The organism is Actinoplanes solisilvae (assembly GCF_003999975.1).
GTDB lineage: Bacteria > Actinomycetota > Actinomycetes > Mycobacteriales > Micromonosporaceae > Actinoplanes > Actinoplanes solisilvae.
Window position 1 is genome coordinate 566,005 of sequence record NZ_RJAC01000003.1, and the last position, 20,913, is coordinate 586,917.

The 20,913-nt window shown below is 70.8% G+C and carries 22 protein-coding genes and 1 riboswitch; of the genes, 17 read left to right on the forward strand and 5 right to left on the reverse strand.

Annotated features, from left to right (window positions below):
- The first annotated feature begins 50 nt into the window (after window positions 1-50).
- From EER30_RS13145 to EER30_RS13165, 5 genes are all read left to right on the forward strand, one after another.
- Entirely contained in the window at window positions 51-758 is a 708-nt protein-coding gene (locus tag EER30_RS13145) for an alpha/beta fold hydrolase (protein ID WP_127500665.1), read from the forward strand.
- Window positions 759-794: 36 nt separating this feature from the next.
- Window positions 795-1,859 carry a winged helix DNA-binding domain-containing protein gene (locus tag EER30_RS13150; protein ID WP_127500666.1) on the forward strand — a complete coding sequence of 355 codons (1,065 nt, stop codon included), beginning with the start codon at window positions 795-797 and terminating at the stop codon, window positions 1,857-1,859.
- Window positions 1,860-1,876: 17 nt separating this feature from the next.
- Entirely contained in the window at window positions 1,877-3,070 is a 1,194-nt protein-coding gene (locus EER30_RS13155) for a cytochrome P450 family protein (protein WP_127500667.1), read from the forward strand.
- Between the two features lie 34 nt (window positions 3,071-3,104).
- Window positions 3,105-3,452 carry a hypothetical protein gene (locus EER30_RS13160; protein ID WP_127500668.1) on the forward strand — a complete coding sequence of 116 codons (348 nt, stop codon included), beginning with the start codon at window positions 3,105-3,107 and terminating at the stop codon, window positions 3,450-3,452.
- A gap of 167 nt (window positions 3,453-3,619) precedes the next feature.
- Window positions 3,620-4,816, forward strand: a complete 1,197-nt coding sequence (locus tag EER30_RS13165; protein ID WP_127500669.1) for an esterase-like activity of phytase family protein — start codon at window positions 3,620-3,622, stop codon at window positions 4,814-4,816.
- 334 nt (window positions 4,817-5,150) lie between these two features.
- Here the strand turns inward: EER30_RS13165 and EER30_RS13170 are convergent, their stop codons facing one another.
- The gene (locus tag EER30_RS13170) at window positions 5,151-5,450 is read right to left on the reverse strand and encodes a hypothetical protein (RefSeq protein ID WP_240669988.1); all 300 of its coding nucleotides are present in this window, start codon (window positions 5,448-5,450) and stop codon (window positions 5,151-5,153) included.
- Window positions 5,451-5,561: 111 nt separating this feature from the next.
- On the reverse strand, window positions 5,562-5,741 hold the full coding sequence (locus EER30_RS13175) for a hypothetical protein (RefSeq protein ID WP_127500670.1): 180 nt from the start codon (window positions 5,739-5,741) through the stop codon (window positions 5,562-5,564).
- Window positions 5,742-6,169: 428 nt separating this feature from the next.
- On the opposite strand from EER30_RS13175, the gene EER30_RS13180 reads away from it, so the two are divergent.
- Together EER30_RS13180 and EER30_RS13185 are read left to right on the forward strand one after the other, a co-directional pair.
- The gene (locus tag EER30_RS13180; protein WP_127500671.1) at window positions 6,170-6,730 is read left to right on the forward strand and encodes a TetR/AcrR family transcriptional regulator; all 561 of its coding nucleotides are present in this window, start codon (window positions 6,170-6,172) and stop codon (window positions 6,728-6,730) included.
- A 146-nt stretch (window positions 6,731-6,876) separates the two neighbouring features.
- On the forward strand, window positions 6,877-8,223 hold the full coding sequence (locus tag EER30_RS13185; protein WP_127500672.1) for an AMP-binding protein: 1,347 nt from the start codon (window positions 6,877-6,879) through the stop codon (window positions 8,221-8,223).
- On the opposite strand, the gene EER30_RS13190 is transcribed toward EER30_RS13185, so the two are convergent.
- On the reverse strand, window positions 8,198-8,650 hold the full coding sequence (locus EER30_RS13190; RefSeq protein WP_205650214.1) for a C40 family peptidase: 453 nt from the start codon (window positions 8,648-8,650) through the stop codon (window positions 8,198-8,200). The two genes, EER30_RS13185 and EER30_RS13190, sit on opposite strands and share 26 nt — an antisense overlap.
- A 5-nt stretch (window positions 8,651-8,655) precedes the next feature.
- Window positions 8,656-8,793: riboswitch (cyclic di-AMP (ydaO/yuaA leader) on the reverse strand.
- A gap of 331 nt (window positions 8,794-9,124) precedes the next feature.
- Here EER30_RS13190 and EER30_RS13195 point away from each other — a divergent pair.
- Genes EER30_RS13195 through EER30_RS13230 form a run of 8 tightly spaced genes read left to right on the forward strand, consistent with a single transcriptional unit; the run spans window position 9,125 to window position 17,511 of the window.
- Window positions 9,125-9,994 (forward strand): FAD binding domain-containing protein, encoded by an 870-nt coding sequence (locus EER30_RS13195; protein WP_255436596.1) that lies wholly within the window; start codon window positions 9,125-9,127, stop codon window positions 9,992-9,994.
- Window positions 9,995-9,999: 5 nt separating this feature from the next.
- Window positions 10,000-10,500 carry a (2Fe-2S)-binding protein gene (locus EER30_RS13200; RefSeq protein ID WP_127500675.1) on the forward strand — a complete coding sequence of 167 codons (501 nt, stop codon included), beginning with the start codon at window positions 10,000-10,002 and terminating at the stop codon, window positions 10,498-10,500.
- Window positions 10,497-12,890, forward strand: a complete 2,394-nt coding sequence (locus EER30_RS13205) for an aerobic carbon-monoxide dehydrogenase large subunit (protein ID WP_127500676.1) — start codon at window positions 10,497-10,499, stop codon at window positions 12,888-12,890. Before EER30_RS13200 ends, EER30_RS13205 begins: the two co-directional genes overlap by 4 nt.
- Window positions 12,891-12,898: 8 nt before the next feature.
- Window positions 12,899-13,876 carry an XdhC family protein gene (locus EER30_RS13210; RefSeq protein ID WP_127500677.1) on the forward strand — a complete coding sequence of 326 codons (978 nt, stop codon included), beginning with the start codon at window positions 12,899-12,901 and terminating at the stop codon, window positions 13,874-13,876.
- Between the two features lie 3 nt (window positions 13,877-13,879).
- Window positions 13,880-14,443 carry a nucleotidyltransferase family protein gene (locus EER30_RS13215; protein ID WP_127500678.1) on the forward strand — a complete coding sequence of 188 codons (564 nt, stop codon included), beginning with the start codon at window positions 13,880-13,882 and terminating at the stop codon, window positions 14,441-14,443.
- Complete coding sequence (locus tag EER30_RS13220) at window positions 14,440-15,300, forward strand: AAA family ATPase (RefSeq protein WP_127500679.1); 861 nt, start codon at window positions 14,440-14,442, stop codon at window positions 15,298-15,300. Before EER30_RS13215 ends, EER30_RS13220 begins: the two co-directional genes overlap by 4 nt.
- The gene (locus tag EER30_RS49595; RefSeq protein ID WP_127500680.1) at window positions 15,297-16,250 is read left to right on the forward strand and encodes an SRPBCC family protein; all 954 of its coding nucleotides are present in this window, start codon (window positions 15,297-15,299) and stop codon (window positions 16,248-16,250) included. The genes EER30_RS13220 and EER30_RS49595 overlap by 4 nt, the downstream gene beginning before the upstream one ends.
- On the forward strand, window positions 16,237-17,511 hold the full coding sequence (locus EER30_RS13230) for a vWA domain-containing protein (protein WP_240669989.1): 1,275 nt from the start codon (window positions 16,237-16,239) through the stop codon (window positions 17,509-17,511). The genes EER30_RS49595 and EER30_RS13230 overlap by 14 nt, the downstream gene beginning before the upstream one ends.
- 21 nt (window positions 17,512-17,532) lie before the next feature.
- On the opposite strand, the gene EER30_RS13235 is transcribed toward EER30_RS13230, so the two are convergent.
- Window positions 17,533-18,489 carry a LysR family transcriptional regulator gene (locus EER30_RS13235; protein WP_127500681.1) on the reverse strand — a complete coding sequence of 319 codons (957 nt, stop codon included), beginning with the start codon at window positions 18,487-18,489 and terminating at the stop codon, window positions 17,533-17,535.
- Between the two features lie 257 nt (window positions 18,490-18,746).
- Between EER30_RS13235 and EER30_RS49600 the strand changes: the two genes are divergently transcribed.
- Both EER30_RS49600 and EER30_RS13245 read left to right on the forward strand, forming a co-directional pair.
- Entirely contained in the window at window positions 18,747-19,382 is a 636-nt protein-coding gene (locus EER30_RS49600) for a GntR family transcriptional regulator (RefSeq protein WP_127500682.1), read from the forward strand.
- On the forward strand, window positions 19,372-20,388 hold the full coding sequence (locus tag EER30_RS13245; protein ID WP_127500683.1) for a 1-aminocyclopropane-1-carboxylate deaminase: 1,017 nt from the start codon (window positions 19,372-19,374) through the stop codon (window positions 20,386-20,388). Before EER30_RS49600 ends, EER30_RS13245 begins: the two co-directional genes overlap by 11 nt.
- A gap of 17 nt (window positions 20,389-20,405) precedes the next feature.
- Here the strand turns inward: EER30_RS13245 and EER30_RS13250 are convergent, their stop codons facing one another.
- Window positions 20,406-20,897 (reverse strand): nucleoside-diphosphate kinase, encoded by a 492-nt coding sequence (locus EER30_RS13250; RefSeq protein ID WP_127500684.1) that lies wholly within the window; start codon window positions 20,895-20,897, stop codon window positions 20,406-20,408.
- Between the last annotated feature and the right edge of the window lie 16 nt (window positions 20,898-20,913).

The window sequence follows — 20,913 nt, forward strand, 5'->3', positions numbered from 1 at the left end:
GGGGGCCGACCATCGACGGGACACCGAAATCTGACCCTGGGGGGTAATTCATGGCACCGACGATCGTTCTTGTGCACGGCGCATTCGCCGAGTCGCAAAGCTGGGCCGGGGTGATCGAGCGGTTGCGGGCGGAGGGTTTCCCGGCGGTCGCGGTCGCCAACCCCTTGCGCGGCGTACGCTCCGACGGCGACTACCTGAAGGCCACGCTGGCCGGCATCGACGGTGACATCGTGCTCGTCGGCCACTCCTACGGCGGCATGGTCATCTCGAACGGGGGCGGCGGTAACCCGAACGTGAAGGCGCTGGTCTACGTCGGCGCGTTCGCTCCCGACGCGGGGGAGAGCGCGATCGAGCTCTCCGGCAAGTTCCCGGGCAGCTCCTTGGGCGAGACGCTCAAGCCGACCAAGCTGCCCGACGGCACCAACGACTTCTACATCCAGCAGGACCGCTACCACAGCCAGTTCGCGGCCGACTCGTCGGCTGAGGACGCGGCCGTGTGGGCGGTGACGCAGCGTCCGATCACCGACGCCGCGCTGGGCGAGGCCTCGGGCGAGCCGGCCTGGAAGACGATCCCGTCGTGGTTCCTGTTCGGCAGCGACGACAAGAACATCCCGGTGGCCGCGCTGCGCTTCATGGCCGAGCGGGCCGGTTCGCGCCGCACGGTCGAGATCGAGGGCGGCTCCCACACGGTGGCGATCCCCGAGGCGGCCCAGCTGGTCGAGCTGATCAAGGAAGCGGCCGCCGCCACCGCCTCCTGACACCTCGCCGAGCGCGGGGGCGACTACGGTCGTCGCATGACCGTGCTCGACAACCGCGCGCTCAACCGGGCCCTGCTCGCCCGGCAACTGCTCGACCGTCGACGGGTGATGCCCGCCCTCGACGCCGTCGAGCACCTCGTCGGGCTGCAGGGTCAGGAGCCGCACGAGCCGTACGTGGGCCTCTGGAGCAGGCTCGACGGGTTCCGGCCGCCGGAACTCGCCGAGCTGCTCGAGAACCGGCGGGTCGTCCGGACGCTGCTGATGCGCCGCACGATCCACCTGGTCTCGGCGGCCGACTGCCTCGCGCTGCGGTCGCTGCACCAGCCGATGCTCGAGGCCCGCACCTACGCGGTGCTGCGCCGGCGGCTCGAAGGGGTCGACCTCGCCGAGCTGAGGGCGGCCGGGCAGCCCCACTTCGAGCGGGAGCCCCGCACACTGCCCGACGTGGGGCGCGCTGTCGGTGCGCGCTGGCCCGACGTGGCTCCGCGCGACCTGGGGGACGCGCTCAGCTCGCTGGTGCCGCTCGTGCAGGTGCCGCCGCGCGGGGTGTGGGGTGTGAAAGCACCGGCCCGGAACACGACCATCGAAGCGTGGCTGGGTTCGCCCGTTTCGCCGGCCTCCTCCGCGGACGATCTCGTGCTGCGCTATCTGCGCGCGTTCGGGCCGGCCTCCTCGTCCGACATCCGCGCCTGGTCGGGGCTGAGCGGCCTGCGCGAGTCGATCCAGCGGCTGCGGCCCCGGCTGCGCAGCTTCCGGGACGTTCGCGGCCGCGAGCTGCTCGACGTTCTCGACGCGCCGCTGCCCGACCCGGCCACGCCGGCGCCGCCCCGGTTCCTGCCCGCGTTCGACAACGTGGTGCTCGGCTTCGACGACCGCACCCGCGTCATCGACAACGCCCACCGCGGTCTCAGCGTCGCCGGGGCCCGGTTCCTGCTCGTCGACGGCCGCGTCGCCGGCACCTGGACGATCACACCGGACGCGCTGCGGGTCACGATGCTGACCTCGCAACCCGCCTCCGAGCTCGACGCCGTCGCCGCCGAGGGTGAGGATCTGCTTGCCTGGCACGGGATCCAGGGGCGTATTGTCATAGACGCCGGTTGATGACCGAGGGGACGGTAATGTCGCAGAGCGTCGCTGACGACCTGATGGATCCGCAGTTCCACGCCAACCCCCACCCGTCGTACGCCACCTGGCGGCGCGAAGGCCCGGTCCGCCCGGTGCTGCTCGCGGGCGGCGCCGAAGCCTGGCTCGTGACCCGCTACGACGACGCGCGCAAGGCCCTCAGCGACCCGCGGCTGTCGAAGGTGCGCGGCGGCCTCAGCACGCTGCAGGGCGACATCGACCAGGCCCTGTCCAGCCACATGCTCGCCGTCGACCCGCCCGACCACACCCGGCTGCGCCGCCTCGTCTCGACCGCGTTCACCGTTCGCCGCATCGAGGCGCTGCGCCCCCGCATCACCGAGATCACCAACTCGCTGCTCGAGTCCGCTGCGGCCGGCCCGTCGTCGTTCGACCTGATCGACGCGTTCGCGTTCCCGCTGCCCATCCAGGTGATCTGCGAGCTGCTCGGCATCCCGGCCGACGACCGCGACGACTTCCGCACCTGGTCGAACGTCATCGTCGGCGGCGTCGCCTACAAGGACGAGTTCCCGGGGGCGGCGACCGCGATGGTCGCCTACATCCGCGCGCTGCTCGCCGCCCGGCGCACCGACCCCGGCGACGACCTGCTCTCCGGCCTGATCGAGGTGCGCGACAGCGCCGACCGGCTCTCCGAGCACGAGCTCATCTCGATGGTCTTCCTGCTGCTCATCGCCGGCCACGAGACGACCGTCAACCTGATCGGCAACGGCACCTGTCTGCTGCTCTCCGACCGCTCGCGATGGGAGCGGCTGCGCGCCGACCCGACCCTGCTGCCCACGGCCATCGAGGAGTTCCTGCGGTACGAGGCTCCGGTGGAGACAGCCACGTTCCGCATCACGACCGAGGAGGTCATGCTCGGCGGGCAGCGCATCCCGCCCCGCTCGATGGTCGTGATCGGTCTGCTGTCGGCCAACCACGACGAGGACCGCTTCCCCGACCCGGCCGAACTGCGGCTCGACCGGGCCCAGAACCCGCACCTGGCCTTCGGGCACGGCATCCACTATTGTCTGGGCGCCCCGCTGGCCCGGCTGGAGGCGCAGATCGCGTTCGGGGCCCTGCTCGAACGCTTCCCGTCACTGCGGCTGGCCGTCCCGGCGTCGTCGCTGGCCTGGCGGCCCGGGTTGCTGTTGCGAGGACTGTTCACGCTGCCGGTGACCACGGCCCCCGAGTGACGCCCGAGATCGCCGGTTTGGCAAGCTTGCGCGGGTGGAAGAACTCCGGCTGATCCTGCTCTTCATTCACCTGATCGGTTTCGCCCTGCTCCTGGGCGGCGCGACCGCCCAGCTTCTGAGCGGCAAGATCCGCATCAACCCGGCCGTCCTGTGGGGCTCGATCATCCAGCTCGTGTCGGGCCTGGCCCTGGCCGCCCCGTTGCGCGGCGGCGGCGACGCCGAACCCAGCCCGATCAAGCTGGGCGTCAAGCTCGTCATCGCCATCCTGATCTTCATTATGGTCTTCATCCCCCGCAAGCGCGAAGCGGTCAACAAGGGCCACTTCATCGGCATCATCACGTTGACCCTGGCCAACGCCGCGGTCGCCGTCTTCTGGCGTTGATCTGAGCCGGGCCACCGGGGCCGGCCCGGTGGCCGGGTGATCGGCCGGTGTTGCAGGCAGCGGCCCGCATCCCACCGAACTGGTCCTATCCCCGTACTCCCAAAGCTTTTGACTTCTCGACGCCTGATGACGCCCGCGGCTTAACCCCGTTTCCCTACCGTGCGGGCATGCGAAAGATCGTGCGCAACCTCCTCGCCGGGACCGGTGTCCTGGCGCTCTCGTTCTCGTTGGCCGGAACCGCGTCGGCCGGCGGTCACAAGGTCACCAAGCCGACGCTGACCGGGTGGGCCTCGCTGCCCGCCGGCACGTTCGTTCCCGGCAGTGAGCCCTCGGGCGCGCTGGTCACGGGCAACCTGAACGGGTTCACGGCGCCGTTCGCCGACCAGCCGGTGCAGGGCTTTTCGGGGATCGTCAACAATGGAGACGGCACATTCGACGTGCTGTCCGACAACGGCTACGGCCAGCAGGCGAACTCGGGTGACTTCCTGCTGCGCGTCCACAGGCTGGCCCCTGTGTTCGGCCGCAAGCAGGTCGACGTGCTCGGCGGTGTGAACCTGACCGACCCGTCGGGCAAGGTGCCGTGGAAGCTGACCCGCGACGACCGGGTGCTGACCGGCGCCGACTTCGACGTCGAGTCGATCCAGAAGGTGTCCGACGGCTCGTACTGGATCGGCGACGAGTTCGGACCGTACCTGCTGCACTTCGACCGGGCGGGCCGCCTGCTGAGCGCGCCCGTCGCCCTCGACGGCGTGATCGCGCCCGAGACGGCCGCCCGCACCGGCGCGACCGCGACCGCCCGCAGCAGCAAGGGCTTCGAGGGCCTGGCCCAGTCGCCCGACGGCCGCTACCTCTACGCGCTGCTCGAGGGTTCGATCACCGGTGACCCCGCCGGTGCGCTGCGCCTGAACGAGTTCGACACGCGGACCGGCCGCTACACGGGCAAGCGTTTCGTCTACCAGCTCGACAACCCCGACTTCGCCATCGGCGACGCGATCGCGGTCGACAACAACCGCTTCCTCATCATCGAGCGCGACAACGGCCAGGGTGCCACCGCGGTCGTCAAGAAGATCTACCTGGCCGACAAGCGCGACCGTGACCGCGACGGCAAGCTCGACAAGAAACTCGTCGTCGACCTGATGAACATCGCCAACCCGCGCCGCCTGGCCGGCTTCGGCCCGACGTTCACGTTCCCGTTCCAGACCATCGAGGACGTGGTCATCCTCGACGACCGCACCATCGCCGTCCTGAACGACAACAACTTCCCGTTCTCCACCGGGCGCTCGGCCACCGCCGCCGACAACAACGAGTGGATCACGATCGCCCTCCCCGAGTCGCTGCACGCCGACAAGCGCCTGCTGAAGTAACTCGCCCACCCGCGGGTCGGTCCGCCATCGCCCGGCCGTCCGATGCCGCAGCCACGTCGGCGGGAGTCGTCGGCTCCGACCGTGCCGTAGGTCTCGACCGTGTCGTCGGCCGGATTGTCGGCGTTCGCCTGTCTGCCCACTTGAATCCAGCCGGCGGCTGAGCGTCCTTTCGCTCGGCCGCCGGTCCCGTTCGGCGTGCATATCCGCCACAGGAGCCTCAGCGCCGAACTCCAGGAACCCGCTCCGTGGCCGGCCGTCCTCGCCCGATCGCTCGGCGCCCAGCACCAAGACGTAAGGACTGCGCCGGGGACGGCTAGGCGAGAACCTGAACGGATCAGATGACGGTGACCGGAACTTCGTGCCCGCCGTAGAGCTCGGGGATTCGGGTGAAGACAACGGCGTTGGTCTCCGCCGCTTCGCGGACAACGTGGCCGACCATGAGCGGACCGGTGAGAACCGCCTGCATCGGATGGTGCTCAAGTCGAGGACTCGCCAGGACACCGACTGCCACCGCGTTGTAGCCGGTGAGGTTGAGGACGACGGCCCTTGGGCGTTTGAAAATGTGGTCCCACAGCGCGGCCGGAATCTTCAACGCGGCCTGCGCCTCGGCGACTGCGGTAGCGGGCAGCAGCACACTGAAGCCGCCGGGCGCGGGCGTTCTCCAGAAGCCTCATCGGCTCTGGATGCCCCTGGGTCAACTCGACCAGCGCGGAAGCGTCGAGGACGCCCGGCTGACCACTGACGGTCATGTGGGGTGCCCCTCGCGCTCGGAGATCACGAAGATGCCGGTCTTCTCGCTCTCGCGCAGGCGCGCCTGGAAGTTCGCCTCATCATCCGCCGTCCAGACAGGAGTCGGGACGCCGAGCATCTCGGCGATTTCGCTGAGGTCGACGACGGATTCCGTAGGGGTCTCGTTTTCTGCCATGCGCCCACGCTAGTGACGGGGCGGCTGAGGGCGATACCCCTCGTCACCCTCCTGTGGACAACCCCGACGCGAGTCCGGAAGGAGCGCTTTCCTTGTGGATAAGCCATCGACCTTTCAGGCTCGGGTGGTAGCGGCGGTCGAGCCGCGCGACGGGGTCTCAGCCTCCGCGCGGAGTGTTCTGTCGGACACAGAGGGGGCTAATCGAGGGCATTTCGATTGCCTAGCCTCCTAGGATGCCCAAGAGGGTGGAGCGAAGTGCACCGCCGGGGGAAGCCCCGGGGGTGGAACGGAAGAGAAACTTCTGGCACGGCCCCAGTGTCTAAAGTGGAGTGATCACTCCGTTACAAAGGGGACGCTAGGCTAAGAACGGTCAACCGACGGTCAACCCGACAAAAGGGACCGTGATGGAAGAGACGGAGGGTGGGCTCATGGCCGCACGCGCGCCGCGTGCTGACGCGTTGCGTAATCGGTCCCGCGTGCTCGCCGCGGCCGAGCAGGTCTTCGTGGCCCGGGGCACCTCGGTCTCGACCGAAGAGGTCGCGCGCGCGGCGGGGGTCGGCATCGGCACCGTCTTCCGGCACTTCCCGACCAAGGCGGCGCTGATCGAGGCGGTCTTCCGGGAACGGCTGCGACGCTTCGGGGAAGAGGCCGACCGGCTGGCCGCCTCCGACGACCCGGGCGCCGCGATCTGGGTCTTCCTGAGCCGCATCGCCGAGGTGGCGGCGGGTAAGCAGGAGTGGGCCGACGCGTTCGCCGCCGGGGCTCTGCACGACGCGTTCTCCCCGGCCCGCGACGAGCTGCCGCGCACGCTCGGCATGGTCCTGGCCCGCGCCCAGCAGACCGGCTCGATCCGCGACGACGTCGACGTCCCCGAACTGGTCGCGCTGATGCTGGCCGTCTCCCGCGTTCCCGAGCTGAGCGCCGAGGGCGCCGCCCTGCGCGCCCGCGTCCTGTCGATCGTGTTCGACGGCCTGCGCGCCCGCAAGTGACACTTCCCGCGCCCGCAAGTGACACCCCACGCGCCCGTGGATGACGCCCCGCGCCTGTAGATGACGCCCCGCGCGTAGACAAGTGACGCCCCACGCGAGCGGATAGGCTGGCCGGGTCCGCGAGCCGAAGCCCGGAGGTTCACGCCATGACGAGGCTTCTCGGAGCGCTCCACGACGACGCCGACCAGACCGACGCCGTACGGGATGGGCAGTCTTCTCTGTCGCGCCATGAGCTGCTGGCCCGTGCCTGTGCCCTGGCCGCCGAGATCGCCGGCCGTCCGGTCGTCGCCGTCGAAGCCACGCCCACCCTCGACACCGTCGTCACGATCACCGCCGCTCTGCTGGCCGGCGTCCCCGTCGTGCCGGTCCCGCCCGACGCCGGCGAGCTGGAACGAGCCCACATCCTCACCGATTCAGGCGCCGAGTTGCTGTCCGCCTCCCCGAGGCACGGCGCCGGCGTCCCCGCCGAACCCGACCCGAGCGCTCCCGCCCTGATCCTCTACACCAGCGGCACCACCGGCCCGCCCAAGGGGGCCGTCATCTCCCGCGCCGCCCTCGCCGCCGACCTCGACGCCCTGGCCGCCGTCTGGCGGTGGACCCCGGACGACACCCTGGTCCACGGCCTGCCCCTGTTCCACGTCCACGGCCTGGTCCTCGGCGTCCTTGGCCCGCTCCGCATCGGTTCGCGCCTCGTGCACACCGGCCGACCCACACCCCAGGCGTACGCCGCCACGCCGGGATCCATCTACTTCGGAGTCCCCACCGTCTGGTCGCGCGTCTGCGCCGCCCCGGCCGAGGCTCGTGAGCTGAGAAGTGCCCGCCTCCTGGTGTCCGGCAGCGCCCCTCTGCCCGTCCCCGTCTTCGACGACCTCAAGGCGCTGACCGGCCAGGCCCCCGTCGAGCGCTACGGCATGACCGAAACCCTGATCACGGTGAGCGCGCGGGCCGACGGTGAACGCCGCCCCGGCCACGTCGGCCTGCCCGTCCCCGGCGTCGAGACCCGCGTGGTCGACGACTCCGGCGCTCCGGCCGAGCCGGGCACGATAGGCCACCTGCAGGTGCGGGGCGCCACCCTGTTCGACGGCTACCTGCGTACCGGCCGCCCCGAGACCCCCGACGGCTGGTACGTCACCGGCGACGTCGCCACGATCGGCGAGGACGGCTGGCACCGCATCGTCGGCCGCGCCTCCACCGACCTCATCAAGACCGGCGGCTACCGGGTCGGCGCGGGCGAGGTCGAAGACGCGCTGCTCCTGCATCCGGCGGTGCGCGAGGCGGCCGTCATCGGCACCCCGCACCCCGATCTGGGCGAGCAGATCACCGCGTACGTCGTGGCGGGCGGGCCGACCGAGAAGGAGCTGATCGACTTCGTGGCCGACCGCCTGGCCGCCCACAAGCGTCCCCGGTCGGTTCATCTGGTCGACACCCTGCCGCGCAACGCGATGGGCAAGGTCCAGAAGGCGGCGCTCAAGCCCCGATCCGGCCGAATCTGACCTGGTTCCGCGACCAGATCGGCGCGAGCTTGACCCGGTCCCCGGGCTTGGGCGCGTGCCACACCCGGCCGCCCCCGGCGTAGACCGCCACGTGGTAGGCGCGTCCGCCGGCCAGCCAGAACACCAGGTCGCCCGGACGTGCCGCCGGCGGGGAGACCTTACGGGCCGCGCGATACTGGGCCTGCGCCGTACGGGGCAGGGTGATGCGGACCTGCGCGTACGCGAAACCGGTGAGCCCGGAGCAGTCGAAGGCGCCCGGTCCGTGGGAGCCGTGCTTGTAGGGCTTGCCCTGCTGAGCGCGGGCCGCCGCGACGATCTGGTTGCCCCGCACGGTGGTGACCGCCTGGGCGGGTGCGGGAAGCAGCGTGCCGAAGACGACCGCCGTCAGGATCACGAGCAGGGAGCGGCGAAAGAGATGGAAAGACAAGACGATCCTCGGTCCTTCAACCGCCTGCGAGGTTAGCTGTCGGGTTGGGCTTGAAGGCAGCCCGCCGCTCGCGCGACTTCACCCCAGAAACGTGGTTCCCCCGTTCCCGCCCACTGAAGCTTTCCGATCGGTGTCAGGTCGGGCCACCCTCGGTGGGCGGGACTCGGCGTCCCGGGCGGCACGAGATGACGATCGGCCGGGTCCGGCGATCCGCGAACCTTCCACCCCGCCCCGGCCGCAACACGTGTCACGGATCGGATTCCGCGTCGGAAGTCGTACCGGACATCGGGGTTGCACGGTGGGTAATCGGCGCGATATCGGGCGCGTTCCCGCGTGAGGCTAGTCACCGAATTTGTCCGGCTTTGCCGGCCCGTCAGATCACTCACGGCAACTTAAGGCATCTCTTAGGTAGCTGTTGACATTGGACCCCCGGCAGGAGAGATTGCAGCGCAATCCGGGAGGTGCAGCGTGCAGGTGCCGGCTCCGTTCGAATACGAACGTGCCACCAGTGTGGACCAGGCAATCGGCCTGTTGGAACGTTTGGGCAGCTCAGCGCGGTTGGTGGCGGGCGGGCACAGCCTGCTGCCCATGATGAAGCTGCGGCTGGCCAACTTCGAGTATCTGATCGACATCAACCCGCTGCACGCCGAGCTGGGCTACATCCGCTCGGGGTCCGACGAGGTACGCATCGGGGCGCTGACCCGCCACCGTGAGCTGCTCGAGAGCGACGAGCTGGCCGCCGCGTTCCCGATCTTCCGGGACGCCGAGCGGGTCATCGCCGACCCCGTGGTCCGTAACCGGGGCACGCTGGGCGGCTCGCTGTGCCAGGCCGACCCGTCCGAAGACCTGTCCGCGGTGTGCACGACGCTCGACGCGAGCTGCGTGATCCGGGGTCCGGGCGGCGCCGAGCGGGTCGTGACGATGAAGGAGTTCCACGTCGGGCCCTACGAGACGGCGGTCGGCGACGGCGAGATGCTCACCGAGATCCGCCTGCCGCTGCGTTCCGGCGGCGGCAGCGCGTACGAGAAGGTCGAACGCCGCGCCGGTGACTGGGCCGTGGTGTCGGCCGGTGCCGCGGTGTGGCTCGCCGCCGACGGCACGATCGCCGACGCGCGCGTGGGTCTGGCCGCGGTCGGGCCGAACACGACCGGCATCCCCGAGATCTCGGCCGCGCTGCGCGGGCACGAACCCGCCGAGGAGCTTTACCAAGAGGCCGGCGCGATCGCGGCGCGCAGCTGCGACCCGGCCACCGACACGCGGGGCAGCGCCGACTACAAGCGCCACCTCGCCGACGAGCTGACCCGGCGAACGCTGCGCAAGGCCGTGCAACGGGCGAGGAGCTGAACTTCATGCAGGTCACGATGATCGTCAACGATGTCGAGGTCACCCGCGAGATCGAGGGCCGGCTGCTGCTCGTGCACTTCCTGCGCGACACGCTCGGCCTGACCGGCACGCACTGGGGCTGCGACACCAGCAACTGCGGCACGTGCGTGGTGTGGCTCGACGGCGAGCCCGTCAAGTCATGCACCGTGCTCGCCGCGATGGCCGGCGGGCACGAGGTGCGTACGGTCGAGGGGTTGGCCAAGGGGGCCGAGCTCGACCCGATTCAGCAGGGCTTCATGCAGTGTCACGGTCTGCAGTGCGGTTTCTGCACGCCGGGCATGATGATGACCTGCCGGGCGCTGCTCGACAAGAATCCCGACCCGACCGACGCCGAGATCCGCGAGGCGATCTCCGGCCAGATCTGCCGGTGTACGGGCTACTCGACGATCGTGCGCTCGGTGCGCTGGGCTTCCGTGCATGAAGCCGCCGAGGCGCTGAAGAACGAAGAGGCGGGGGCCCAGGCATGACCGCTGTTCAGGAACCGAAGACCGTCACGTTCGACGACAACGATCAGAAGCCGGTCGGGTTCGGGCGCATGCTGCGCAAGGAAGACCCCCGACTGCTGCGCGGACGCGGCCGCTTCGTCGACGACATCCAGCTCAACGGCATGCTCCACCTCGCGATCCTGCGCTCCCCGTTCGCACACGCCCGGATCGTCAGCATCGACACCAGCGCCGCCGAGGCCTACCCGGGCGTACGGGCCGTGGTCACCGGCGCGGCCCTGGCCGAGCTGGGCCTGGCCTGGATGCCGACGCTCTCCAACGACGTGCAGGCCGTGCTCGCCACCGACAAGGTGCGCTTCCAGGGCCAGGAGGTCGCGTTCGTCGTCGCCGACGACCGCTACGCGGCCCGCGACGCGCTCGAACTCATCGACGTCGAGTACGACGTGCTCGACCCGGTCATCGACGTGCGCAAGGCCCTCGCCCCCGAGGCGCCGCTGATCCGCGACGACCTCGAGGGCAAGGCCGACAACCACTGCTTCGACTGGGAGACCGGCGACGCCGACGAGACCGAGGCCGTCTTCGCACGGGCCGACGTGATCGTCAAGGAAGACATCGTCTACCCGCGCGTGCACCCGGCCCCGATGGAGACGTGCGGCGCGGTCGCCGACTTCGACGCGGTCGAGGGCAAGCTCAAGCTGTGGTCGACCACCCAGGCCCCGCACGCCCACCGCACCCTCTACGCCATCGTGGCCGGCCTGCCCGAACACAAGATCCAGGTGATCGCGCCGGACATCGGCGGCGGCTTCGGCAACAAGGTGCCGATCTACCCGGGCTACGTCTGCGCGATCGTCGGCTCCATCGTCACCGGCAAACCGGTGAAGTGGATGGAGGACCGGTCCGAGAACCTGATCAGTACGGGTTTCGCCCGCGACTACATCATGCGGGGCGAGATCGCGGCGACCCGCGACGGCAAGATCCTGGCCATCCGCACGAACGTGCTCGCCGACCACGGCGCGTTCAACGGCACGGCGGCCCCGGTGAAATACCCGGCCGGTTTCTTCGGCGTGTTCACCGGCAGCTACGACATCGAAGCCGCGTACTGCAAGATGACCGCCGTCTACACCAACAAAGCCCCGGGCGGGGTGGCGTACGCGTGCAGCTTCCGCATCACCGAAGCGGTCTACCTGGTCGAGCGCATCGTCGACTGCCTGGCCGCCGAACTCGACATGGACCCGGCCGAGCTGCGCCTGAAGAACTTCATCCAGCCCGACCAGTTCCCGTACGAGACGAAGACCGGCTGGGTCTACGACTCCGGCAACTACGAACCGACGATGCGGCTGGCCATGGACATGGCGGGCTACGCCGACCTGCGAAAGGAACAGGAGGAGAAGCGGGCCCGCGGCGAGCTGATGGGCATCGGCATCTCGTTCTTCACCGAAGCCGTCGGCGCCGGGCCGCGCAAGAACATGGACATCCTCGGGCTGGGCATGGCCGACGGCTGCGAACTGCGGGTCCACCCCACAGGCAAGGCCGTCGTACGACTGTCGGTCAAGACCCAGGGGCAGGGCCACGAGACGACGTTCGCCCAGATCATCGCCGAAGAGATCGGCATCCCGCCGGCCGACATCGAAGTCGTGCACGGCGACACCGACCAGACACCGTTCGGCCTCGGCACATACGGCAGCCGCTCCACCCCCGTCTCGGGGGCCGCGGCCGCCCTGGTCGCCCGCAAGGTGCGCGACAAGGCCCAGCTCATCGCGTCGGCGATGCTCGAGGTCACCGTGGCCGACCTCGAATGGACGAAGGGCTCCTTCCACGTCAAGGGCGACCCCGGCAAGGCGGTGACGATCCAGGAGATCGCCATGCGCGCCCACGGGGCCGGTGACCTGCCCGACGGCGTCGAAGGCGGCCTCGAGGCGCAGATCTGCTACAACCCGTCGAACCTGACCTACCCCCACGGGGCGTACATCTGCGTCGTCGACGTCGACCCGGGCACCGCGCAGGTCAAGGTGCGGCGCTTCATCGCCGTCGACGACTGCGGCACCCGCATCAACCCGATGATCATCGAGGGTCAGGTGCACGGCGGGCTCACCGACGGCGTCGGCATGGCCCTCATGGAAATGATCTCGTTCGACGAGGACGGCAACTGCCTCGGCGCCTCCCTCATGGACTACCTCATCCCGACCGCCCTCGAAGTGCCCGACTGGGAGACCGGCTACACCGTCACCCCGTCACCGCACCACCCGATCGGCGCCAAGGGCGTGGGGGAGTCCGCCACCGTCGGCTCTCCGCCCGCCATCGTCAACGCCGTCGTCGACGCGCTCAAGCCGTACGGCGTGCGGCACGCCGACATGCCCCTCACCCCGTCACGCGTCTGGGACGCGATGAACGGGCGCGCCACACCCCCGATCTGAGGTAACCCATGCTGGTATCGGAACGCGCTCGCGAGCTCACCGTCTCGCGCCGCCCGTTCGTGCACGCCACCGTCGTCCGCGCCCAGGAACCCACCTCGGCGCGGGCCGGTGACGACGCGGTCATCCTCGCCGACGGCTCCATCGAAGGATTCGTCGGCGGGGTGTGTGCCGAGAGCTCCGTACGGGCGGCGGCGCTCGACTCACTCAAGGACGGCAACACCGTGCTGCTGCGGGTGCTGCCCGACGACGGCGCGGCCTTCCCGGAGACGCCGGGCGCGCTGGTCGTGGTCAACCCTTGCCACTCCGGCGGGGCGATCGAGATCTTCCTGCGGCCGGTGCTGCCCCGGCCACTGCTGAGCGTGGCGGGAAGCACGCCGATCGCGCGCGCGGTGACAGAACTCGCGACGTTCCTCGACTTCGACGTGGTGCCGGGAAGTGAAGGCACGTCGGCGGTCGTGGTGGCGGGACTCGGGCGCGATGAGGAGCGGGCTATTCGGGCGGCGCTCGACGCCGGGGTGCCGTACATCGCACTGGTGGCCGGGCGGCGAAGGGCCGCGGTCGTGCTCGACGGCATGGGACTGACCGACGCGGAGCGGGCGCGGGTGCGGCCACACGCGGGGCTCGAGATCGGGGCGCGGAGCCCGAAGGAGATCGCGCTGGCCATCCTGGCCGAGGTAGTGCGCGAGATCCGCGTCAACGGGCTCACGGCGGCCCCAGCACACCCCGGCGACTTTTCCACAGTTGCGCCCCGTCCACAGGCGAACCACAAGATCTTGCCCCTCGCGACGACAATGACTGGCGGGGGATCCCCCAGGGAGGGTGGGGTCGGTTCTGGGGGTGATCATGAGGCGGCGCCGCGGCGGGCTGTCGACCCGGTTTGTGACATGACCGTTCTCGTCGACGACGACACACCGCACGCGGTCGTCGACGGACAGGACTACTGGTTCTGCCGAGTGGGCTGCCGCGACACCTTCGTGGCGGCCTAGCCGATGGGCGTCACCGGTCTGGTGCTGGCGGCCGGCGGCTCCCTGCGGCTGGGCGAGGCGAAACAGCTTCTGCCCTTCCGCGGCCGCACCCTGCTCGACGCCACCCTCGACCTGGCCCGTTCCTGCGACTTCGACCAGCTTCTGGTGACCCTGGGCGGTTCAGCGGCGACCGTACGCGAGAGGGTCGACCTGACCGGCTGCACCGTGGTCGAGAATCCGGCGTACTCGTCCGGTTGTGGCTCCTCGATCAGTTCCGGAGTCGCCGCCGCGACCGGCGACTCCCTCGTGCTTCTCCTGGGCGATCAGCCCGGCGTGCGCCGCGCCGACGTTCTCTCGCTGACGAGCGCCCCAACCCCCATGGCCGTCTGCCGCTACGACGACGGTCCGGGCCACCCGTTCCTGTTCCGCCGTCCCGTGTTCGCGGCGCTGACCGACCTGCACGGCGACAAGGCCGTCTGGAAGCTGCTGCACTCCGGCGTGTTCCCCGTGACCGAGGTGCCGGTCGACGGCCCGGTCCCGGTCGACGTCGACACGCACGCCGACTACGAAAGGCTGCTCGCCCAGTGAAGTCAGCCTCCGACGTCGAACGCCGCCTCGACGCTGTCGACTACCTCGTCGACGACGGCCTCGCCACCGCCGTCTATCTCGCGCTGCGTCTCGGCAAGCCGCTGCTGCTCGAAGGCGAACCCGGCGTCGGCAAGACCGCCGCGGCCAAGGCGCTCGCGGCCGCGCTGGACACCCCGCTGATCCGGCTGCAGTGCTACGAGGGCCTGACCGCCGGCGAGGCCCTCTACGAGTGGAACTACCAGCGGCAACTCCTCGCGATCCGGCTGGCCGAGGCCCGCCAGGAGAAGCTGACCGACGCTGACCTGTTCACCGCCGAGTTCCTGCAGGACAGGCCGATCCTGCAAGCCGTACGCCACCCCGGGCCGACGCCCCCGGTGCTGCTCATCGACGAGATCGACCGCGCCGACGACGAATTTGAGGCGCTGCTGTTCGAATTCCTCGGCGAGGCCGCGATCACGATCCCCGAGCTGGGCACCTTCACCGCCGCCCAACCGCCGATCGTGGTGCTCACCTCCAACCGCAGCCGCGACCTGCACGACGCGCTGCGCCGCCGCTGCCTGTACCACTGGATCGAGTTCCCCACCCCGTCAAAGGCCGCCGAGATCGTACGCCGTACGGTCCCGGGCGCCTCTGAACCGCTGATCCGCGACGCCGCCGAGTTCATCGGACGCGTACGCAACCTCGAGCTCGACAAGGCGCCCGGCCTGGCCGAAACCATCGACTGGGTGTCGGCCCTGTCCGCGCTCGGCGTCACCGACCTCACCGACGCCGCCGTGATCAGCACCCTCGGCACCATCGCCAAGACCCCCGACGACCGGACCACCGTGGCCCTGGCCGTCACTCAGGAGAACCCATGAAGATCACCAGCGAGTTCACGGTGCACACCCCGATCGACCGCGCCTGGGAGGTGCTGACCGACCTGCCCGGCATCGCGCCGTGCCTGCCCGGGGCCCAGCTCACCGGCGTCGACGGCGACGTCTACCAGGGCAAGGTCAAGGTCAAGGTCGGGCCGGTGATCTCGGACTTCGCCGGGACGGCCCGCTTCACTGAGAAGGACGACGCGGCGTACCGGGCCGTCATCGACGCCAAGGGCCGTGACGCGCGCGCCGGCGGCAACGCGTCGGCGCTGGTCACAGCCGTGCTGGCCCCGGCCGGCGAGGCCACGCTGGTCACCGTCGACACCGATCTGAGGATCAGCGGGAAGCTGGCCCAGTTCGGCAGCGGCATGATCAAGGAGATCTCCAACAAGCTGCTGGCCCAGTTCGTCACCAACCTCGAAGCGAAACTGGCCACCGAGACCGCCGAAGCCCCGGCCGCCGAAGCCCCGGCCACCGAGACCCCCGCGGCCGCTGATGCCGGTGAGCCGGTCGCCGCAGCGACAACCCTGTCGGCCGCGGCGGTCGAGACCGTTCCCGCGACGGCCGCAGTCGTGGCCCCCGGTCCGCCGGCCGCGAAACCCGACGCGGAGTCGCCGAGCCCCGCCTCGCTCACGGCCGACCTGGTTCCCGCGGACTCCGGCGCGGCCGAACCGGCCACCCCCGCCGTCGCCGGCAGCGAGCCCTTGGCCGCCTCCACCACCACGGCGCCCGCCGGAGCCACCGCGCCGCCCGCGACCACCACCCCGCCGGCTCCGGCCACCGCCGCGCCCCGCTCCGCCGCCCCGGCGGCCACGGCCACCGATGAGGAACCCGAAGCGCTCGACCTGCTCGCGGTAGCCGGTGGCTCCATCTACAAACGACTCGTCCCGGTGGCCGTCGGCGTGGTCGTGGTCGTCGGCGTCATCGTGTGGCTCGTTGCCCGCGGCTGAGCTTCCCTCCGGCGCGGCGCCCCGGCACCCCGGCCTGGGCAGCCCGCCGTCGGCCCGGCCGGTGCTGCTCCGTGGCACCGACCGGGCCGCCCTAGCCGTGGCCCTGGTCGACCGCTTGCGTCATGCGGGCCTGCCCACCGGCCTCACCGAGACCGGCGACCTCGTTCATGCCCTCGAAGTCAGCCCGCCGCTGAGCGTCGACGCCCTCTACTGGACCGCCCGCGTGGCCCTGGTCCGTCGCCAGCCCGACATCGCCACCTTCGACGAGGTTTTCGCCGCGGTCTTCGACGACGCCCCACCCCTGCCGCTGACCCGGGCGGCCCATCCACCCGCGGCGCGCCGTGACGACGTACACGTGCCTGTCCCCGCCGGAGCCGACGACGTGGCCGACGGCGGCGGCCTCCCATGGGCGACGCTGCCGCCCGTCGTGGCCCCCGCCGACTCGGCCGACGACGCCCCGCACACCCCCGACCGCCGCCCGAGCGCCCTGGCCGCCCTCGCCGAGCTCCCGTTCGAAGACCTCGACCCGGCCCAGACCGAACTGCTCGGCGAGGCCCTGCGAGCCACCCTCACCCGCTGGCCGACCCGCCGGACCCGCCGCCACACCGCCGACCCTTCCGGCCGCCGCGTCGCGCTGCGCCCGACCGTCGCGCGCGCCCGGCGCACGGGATGGGAACCTGCCACCCTCGTGCGCGAACGGCCCGTGCGCCGGCCCCGCCGCGCCGTGCTGCTCTGCGACGTCAGCGAGTCGATGCGCGCCCAGGCCACGGCCTACCTGCACCTGATGCGGGCCTTCACCCTGGTGGCCGACGCCGAGGTCTTCGCGTTCGCGACCACGCTCACCCGCCTGACGCCGGCGCTGCGCCACAGCAACGCCACCGAGGCCATCAATCGCGCTACCGCCCAGGTCACCGACCGCTTCGGCGGTACGAGGATCGCCACGAACCTGGCCGCCGTGCTCGACTCCCATCACGGCAACACCCTGCGCGGCGCCCTGGTCATCATCGCCTCCGACGGCTGGGACAGCGACCCGCCCGACCGCATGACCGCCGCCATGTCCCGCCTGCGCCGCCGCGCCTACCGCCTGCTGTGGCTCAACCCGCGCGCCGGCGCCCCCGGTTTCGCCCCGCGGGTGGCCGGCATGGCCGCCGCGCTCCCGTTCTGCGACCGCCTGCTCCCCGCGGCGACCTTCCACGACCTGACCCGCGCCGCCCACCTGCTGCAAGACCTCGGGCTCGGTAGCGAACGAGGATCTGCCTGACGGGGCGGCCGAGCATCGTGCTCAGCTCCACAACGTCACATGCACCGAGGGCCGGAAGTGGCCGACCTTGGCCCCCGCGCCGCGCATCATCGCCTGGATCGCGCGGGGCGTCGACGCGAACCGGGCCAGCTCGCTCGCCGCCGACGGCGCGACCTGGTCGGCCAGCGTGAGTGCGTGCCAGCCCGCCTCGAGAACGGCGTGCGGCCCGGAGAGCTGCACCAGGCTGCCGTTGCGTACGTCGGGGGCGACCGCGAACGACAGCGCCGGGGCCAGGCCCTTGCCGCGTTTGGCCTCCTCGACGGCGGCGGCGTTGCTCTGATAGATCTGCTGACGGTGCTCGGGTACGCCCAGCCGGTTGAGCAGGTCGGGAACCGCGCCGACACCGGCGGCGGCCGACGGGCCCAGCAGCCACGTCTGGTCGCGCAGCTGCCCGGCCGACGGGCGCAGGTGGACGATCGGGTGGTCGGCGCCGGCGACGACCACGACGCGATAGTTCATGACCGGCCGGGCGGTCACCCCGGGCGCGAGCACGGCCGGCTGGGGGCCGATCGCGATGTCGATCGTACGGCTGAACAGCAGTGCCTCGAGCGAGCGGGGATCGCGGACGCTCAGCTCGAGGTCGAGGTCGTCGGCGCGGCCCGCGAACAGCTCGATGAGGCCGGGCGCGGCGTGCTCGGCGAACAGGCTCGACGCGCCCACGCGCAGCAGGCGGCGGCCGCGACCGGCGGCGCTCACCTCGAGAACCGTGATGTCCTGCAGACCCAGCAGCTCGGTGGCGCGGCTGGCCAGGCGCAGACCGCCGGGGGTGAAGGCCAGCCCGGCCGCCGTACGGGAGAAGAGCTGGTCGCCGAGCTCACGGCGCAACTGCCCGATGTGCAGGGACACCGCCGACTCGGAGACCGACAGGTGGGCCGCGGCCAGCTTGACCGACCCGAGCCGGACCACGGTGGAGTAGGCGCGCAGCTGCGTCGGAGTCATCACCGGCGCTCACCACGTCGAGCCACGATCCGCCCCCAGCCGTTTCCGAGTCCTGCTCGCAAATCTATCGCGGCCACCTGGACGAGGGCTGCCCGGAGGATCTTGCACGAGGGCAGCGCCGAGCGCCTCCACTCGCCGAACGTTCGAGACGAATGTCAGGTTCGCCGTAATACACGAATGGCTGCACCCCGCTCCTCGTTCGTCGATCACGGCGGGACACTAGCGTTCCGGTCTCCTGACATCTAACATTTCAGTTTATGGAACGGGTACACCGCAGGCTGCTGCGCGAGACGGCGTACGAATCGATTCGTGACGCCGTGGTGCGTGGCGACCTCGCCCCCGGCGAAGCCGTGAACAGCGCCGAACTGGCCGACCAGCTGGGCCTGTCCCGGGCGCCGGTGCGCGACGCCCTGGCCCGCCTGGCCGACGAGGGCCTGATCGAGACCAAGCCGCAGAGCTACACCCGCGTCACCCCGGTCACCCCGAGCGAGGCCCGCGACGCCGCCGCCGTCGTGCGGGCCATGCACGAGCTGGCCGCGAGCATCACCGTCGGGCGGCTCATGGCCGAAGACCTCGACGACATGCGCCGCGCCAACCACCGCTTCGAGACCGCGATCCGCGACGGCGACATCGACGCCGCTCTGGCCGCCGATGACGACCTGCACGGCGTACTCGTCAAGGCCAGTGGCAACCGCGCGCTGGCCGCCACGATCGAGCGCTACACCCCGCTGATCCGCCGGCTCGAGCGACTCCAGTTCGCCCAGAGCCACGCCCGCCGCTCCGTCGAGCGGCACGACGACCTGATCGCCGCCTGTGCCGCCGGCGACACCACCGAGGCTCTGCGCCTCACCGCCCTGATCTGGCGTTCGCTGGAGGAAAACCATGTCGATTGAGTTCGAGCGTTACCCGCTGCTGTTCGGGCCGTCCCCGGTGCACCGTCTCGACCGGCTCACCGCCCACCTGGGTGGCGCCGCCGTCTGGGCCAAGCGGGAAGACTGCAACTCCGGCATCGCATACGGCGGCAACAAGACCCGCAAGCTCGAATACCTGGTCGCCGACGCGCTCGCGCAGGGCTGCGACACCCTCGTCTCGATCGGCGGTGTGCAGTCCAACCACACCCGCCAGGTCGCCGCCGTCGCCGCGCGGGCCGGGCTCAAGTGTGTGCTCATGCAGGAAAGCTGGGTCGACTGGCCCGACTCCGTCTACGACAAGGTCGGCAACATCCTGATCAGCCGCCTGGCCGGGGCCGACGTGCGCCTGGTGCGCTCCGAGTTCGGCATCGGCTTCAAGGAGAGCTGGGAGCAGGCCCTGCGCGACATCGAGGCCTCCGGCGGCCAACCGTACGCCATCCCGGCGGGCGCCTCCGACCACAGGCTCGGCGGTCTCGGCTTCGCCAATTGGGCGTACGAGGTGAGCCAGCAGGAGGAGCAGCTCGGCGTCTTCTTCGACACCGTCGTCGTCTGCTCGGTCACCGGCAGCACCCAGGCCGGCATGATCGCCGGTTTCGCCGCGCTGCGGGATGCCGGCGGACGCCCTCGCCGTGTGCTCGGCATCGACGCCTCCGCCAAGCCGGCCGAGACCCGCGCCCAGGTCGCCCGGATCGCCCGCAACACCGCCGGGCTGATCGGGCTGGGCCGCGACCTGACCGACGACGAGATCCTGCTCGACGAGCGCTACCACGCCGGCACGTACGGCATCCCCGACGAGCGCACCTTGGACGCGATGCGCCTGGCCGCCCGTACGGAAGGCATGGTCACCGACCCGGTCTACGAGGGCAAGTCCATGGCCGCCCTCATCGACCTGGTGTCGACGGCCGAGATTCCGCGCGACTCCACGGTCCTCTACGCCCACCTCGGCGGCCAGCCGGCCCTCAACGGCTACAGCGCCTTGTTCTCCTAGGTCGGCCGGCCCGTCAGTCAGCGGACGAACGGGTCGGCCGCCGCGCGGTACTGGTGCAGCCCGGCCTCGCCGAACCACAGGTCGATCTCGTACTTCGCCTCGGACGGGCTGCCCGACGCGTGGACCAGGTTGGCGACGGCGAGGTCGTGGGCCTCGGCGTACTCCCTCGACATGTGGGCGTAGTCGCCGCGGATGGTTCCCGGGGCGGACTGGTCGGGGAAGGTCGTGCCGATGAGGCGCCGGGTGTTGGCCACGGCCCCGACTCCCTCGAGGGCGAGGGCGATGACCGGCCCCGACTGCATGAACGAGGCCGTGACCGCATAGACCGCCGCCCCGAACCGCTTCTCCAGGTCCGCGTAGTGGCGAGCGGTCAGTTCGGCGTCCATCAGCACCATCTTCACGCCGGCGATCTTCAGGCCGGCGTCCTCGAACCTCTGCAGGATCCGTCCCGCCAACCCTCGTGCCACCGCGTCCGGTTTCAGCAGAACCAGCGTGGTCTCGGTGAGCATCGTTCAGGTCATCCTT

Excerpts from the sequence above, each read along its gene's own strand:
- EER30_RS13180 (WP_127500671.1), top strand. The coding sequence starts at position 6,170 with ATGGCCGCACGCGCGCCGCGTGCTGACGCGTTGCGTAATCGGTCCCGC.
- EER30_RS13250 (WP_127500684.1), bottom strand. The coding sequence starts at position 20,897 with ATGCTCACCGAGACCACGCTGGTTCTGCTGAAACCGGACGCGGTGGCA.
- EER30_RS13155 (WP_127500667.1), top strand. The coding sequence starts at position 1,877 with ATGTCGCAGAGCGTCGCTGACGACCTGATGGATCCGCAGTTCCACGCC.
- EER30_RS13205 (WP_127500676.1), top strand. The coding sequence starts at position 10,497 with ATGACCGCTGTTCAGGAACCGAAGACCGTCACGTTCGACGACAACGAT.
- EER30_RS13235 (WP_127500681.1), bottom strand. The coding sequence starts at position 18,489 with ATGACTCCGACGCAGCTGCGCGCCTACTCCACCGTGGTCCGGCTCGGG.
- EER30_RS13185 (WP_127500672.1), top strand. The coding sequence starts at position 6,877 with ATGACGAGGCTTCTCGGAGCGCTCCACGACGACGCCGACCAGACCGAC.
- EER30_RS13245 (WP_127500683.1), top strand. The coding sequence starts at position 19,372 with ATGTCGATTGAGTTCGAGCGTTACCCGCTGCTGTTCGGGCCGTCCCCG.
- EER30_RS13175 (WP_127500670.1), bottom strand. The coding sequence starts at position 5,741 with ATGGCAGAAAACGAGACCCCTACGGAATCCGTCGTCGACCTCAGCGAA.
- EER30_RS13210 (WP_127500677.1), top strand. The coding sequence starts at position 12,899 with ATGCTGGTATCGGAACGCGCTCGCGAGCTCACCGTCTCGCGCCGCCCG.
- EER30_RS13215 (WP_127500678.1), top strand. The coding sequence starts at position 13,880 with ATGGGCGTCACCGGTCTGGTGCTGGCGGCCGGCGGCTCCCTGCGGCTG.
- EER30_RS13145 (WP_127500665.1), top strand. The coding sequence starts at position 51 with ATGGCACCGACGATCGTTCTTGTGCACGGCGCATTCGCCGAGTCGCAA.
- EER30_RS13165 (WP_127500669.1), top strand. The coding sequence starts at position 3,620 with ATGCGAAAGATCGTGCGCAACCTCCTCGCCGGGACCGGTGTCCTGGCG.
- EER30_RS13150 (WP_127500666.1), top strand. The coding sequence starts at position 795 with ATGACCGTGCTCGACAACCGCGCGCTCAACCGGGCCCTGCTCGCCCGG.
- EER30_RS49600 (WP_127500682.1), top strand. The coding sequence starts at position 18,747 with ATGGAACGGGTACACCGCAGGCTGCTGCGCGAGACGGCGTACGAATCG.
- EER30_RS49595 (WP_127500680.1), top strand. The coding sequence starts at position 15,297 with ATGAAGATCACCAGCGAGTTCACGGTGCACACCCCGATCGACCGCGCC.
- EER30_RS13200 (WP_127500675.1), top strand. The coding sequence starts at position 10,000 with ATGCAGGTCACGATGATCGTCAACGATGTCGAGGTCACCCGCGAGATC.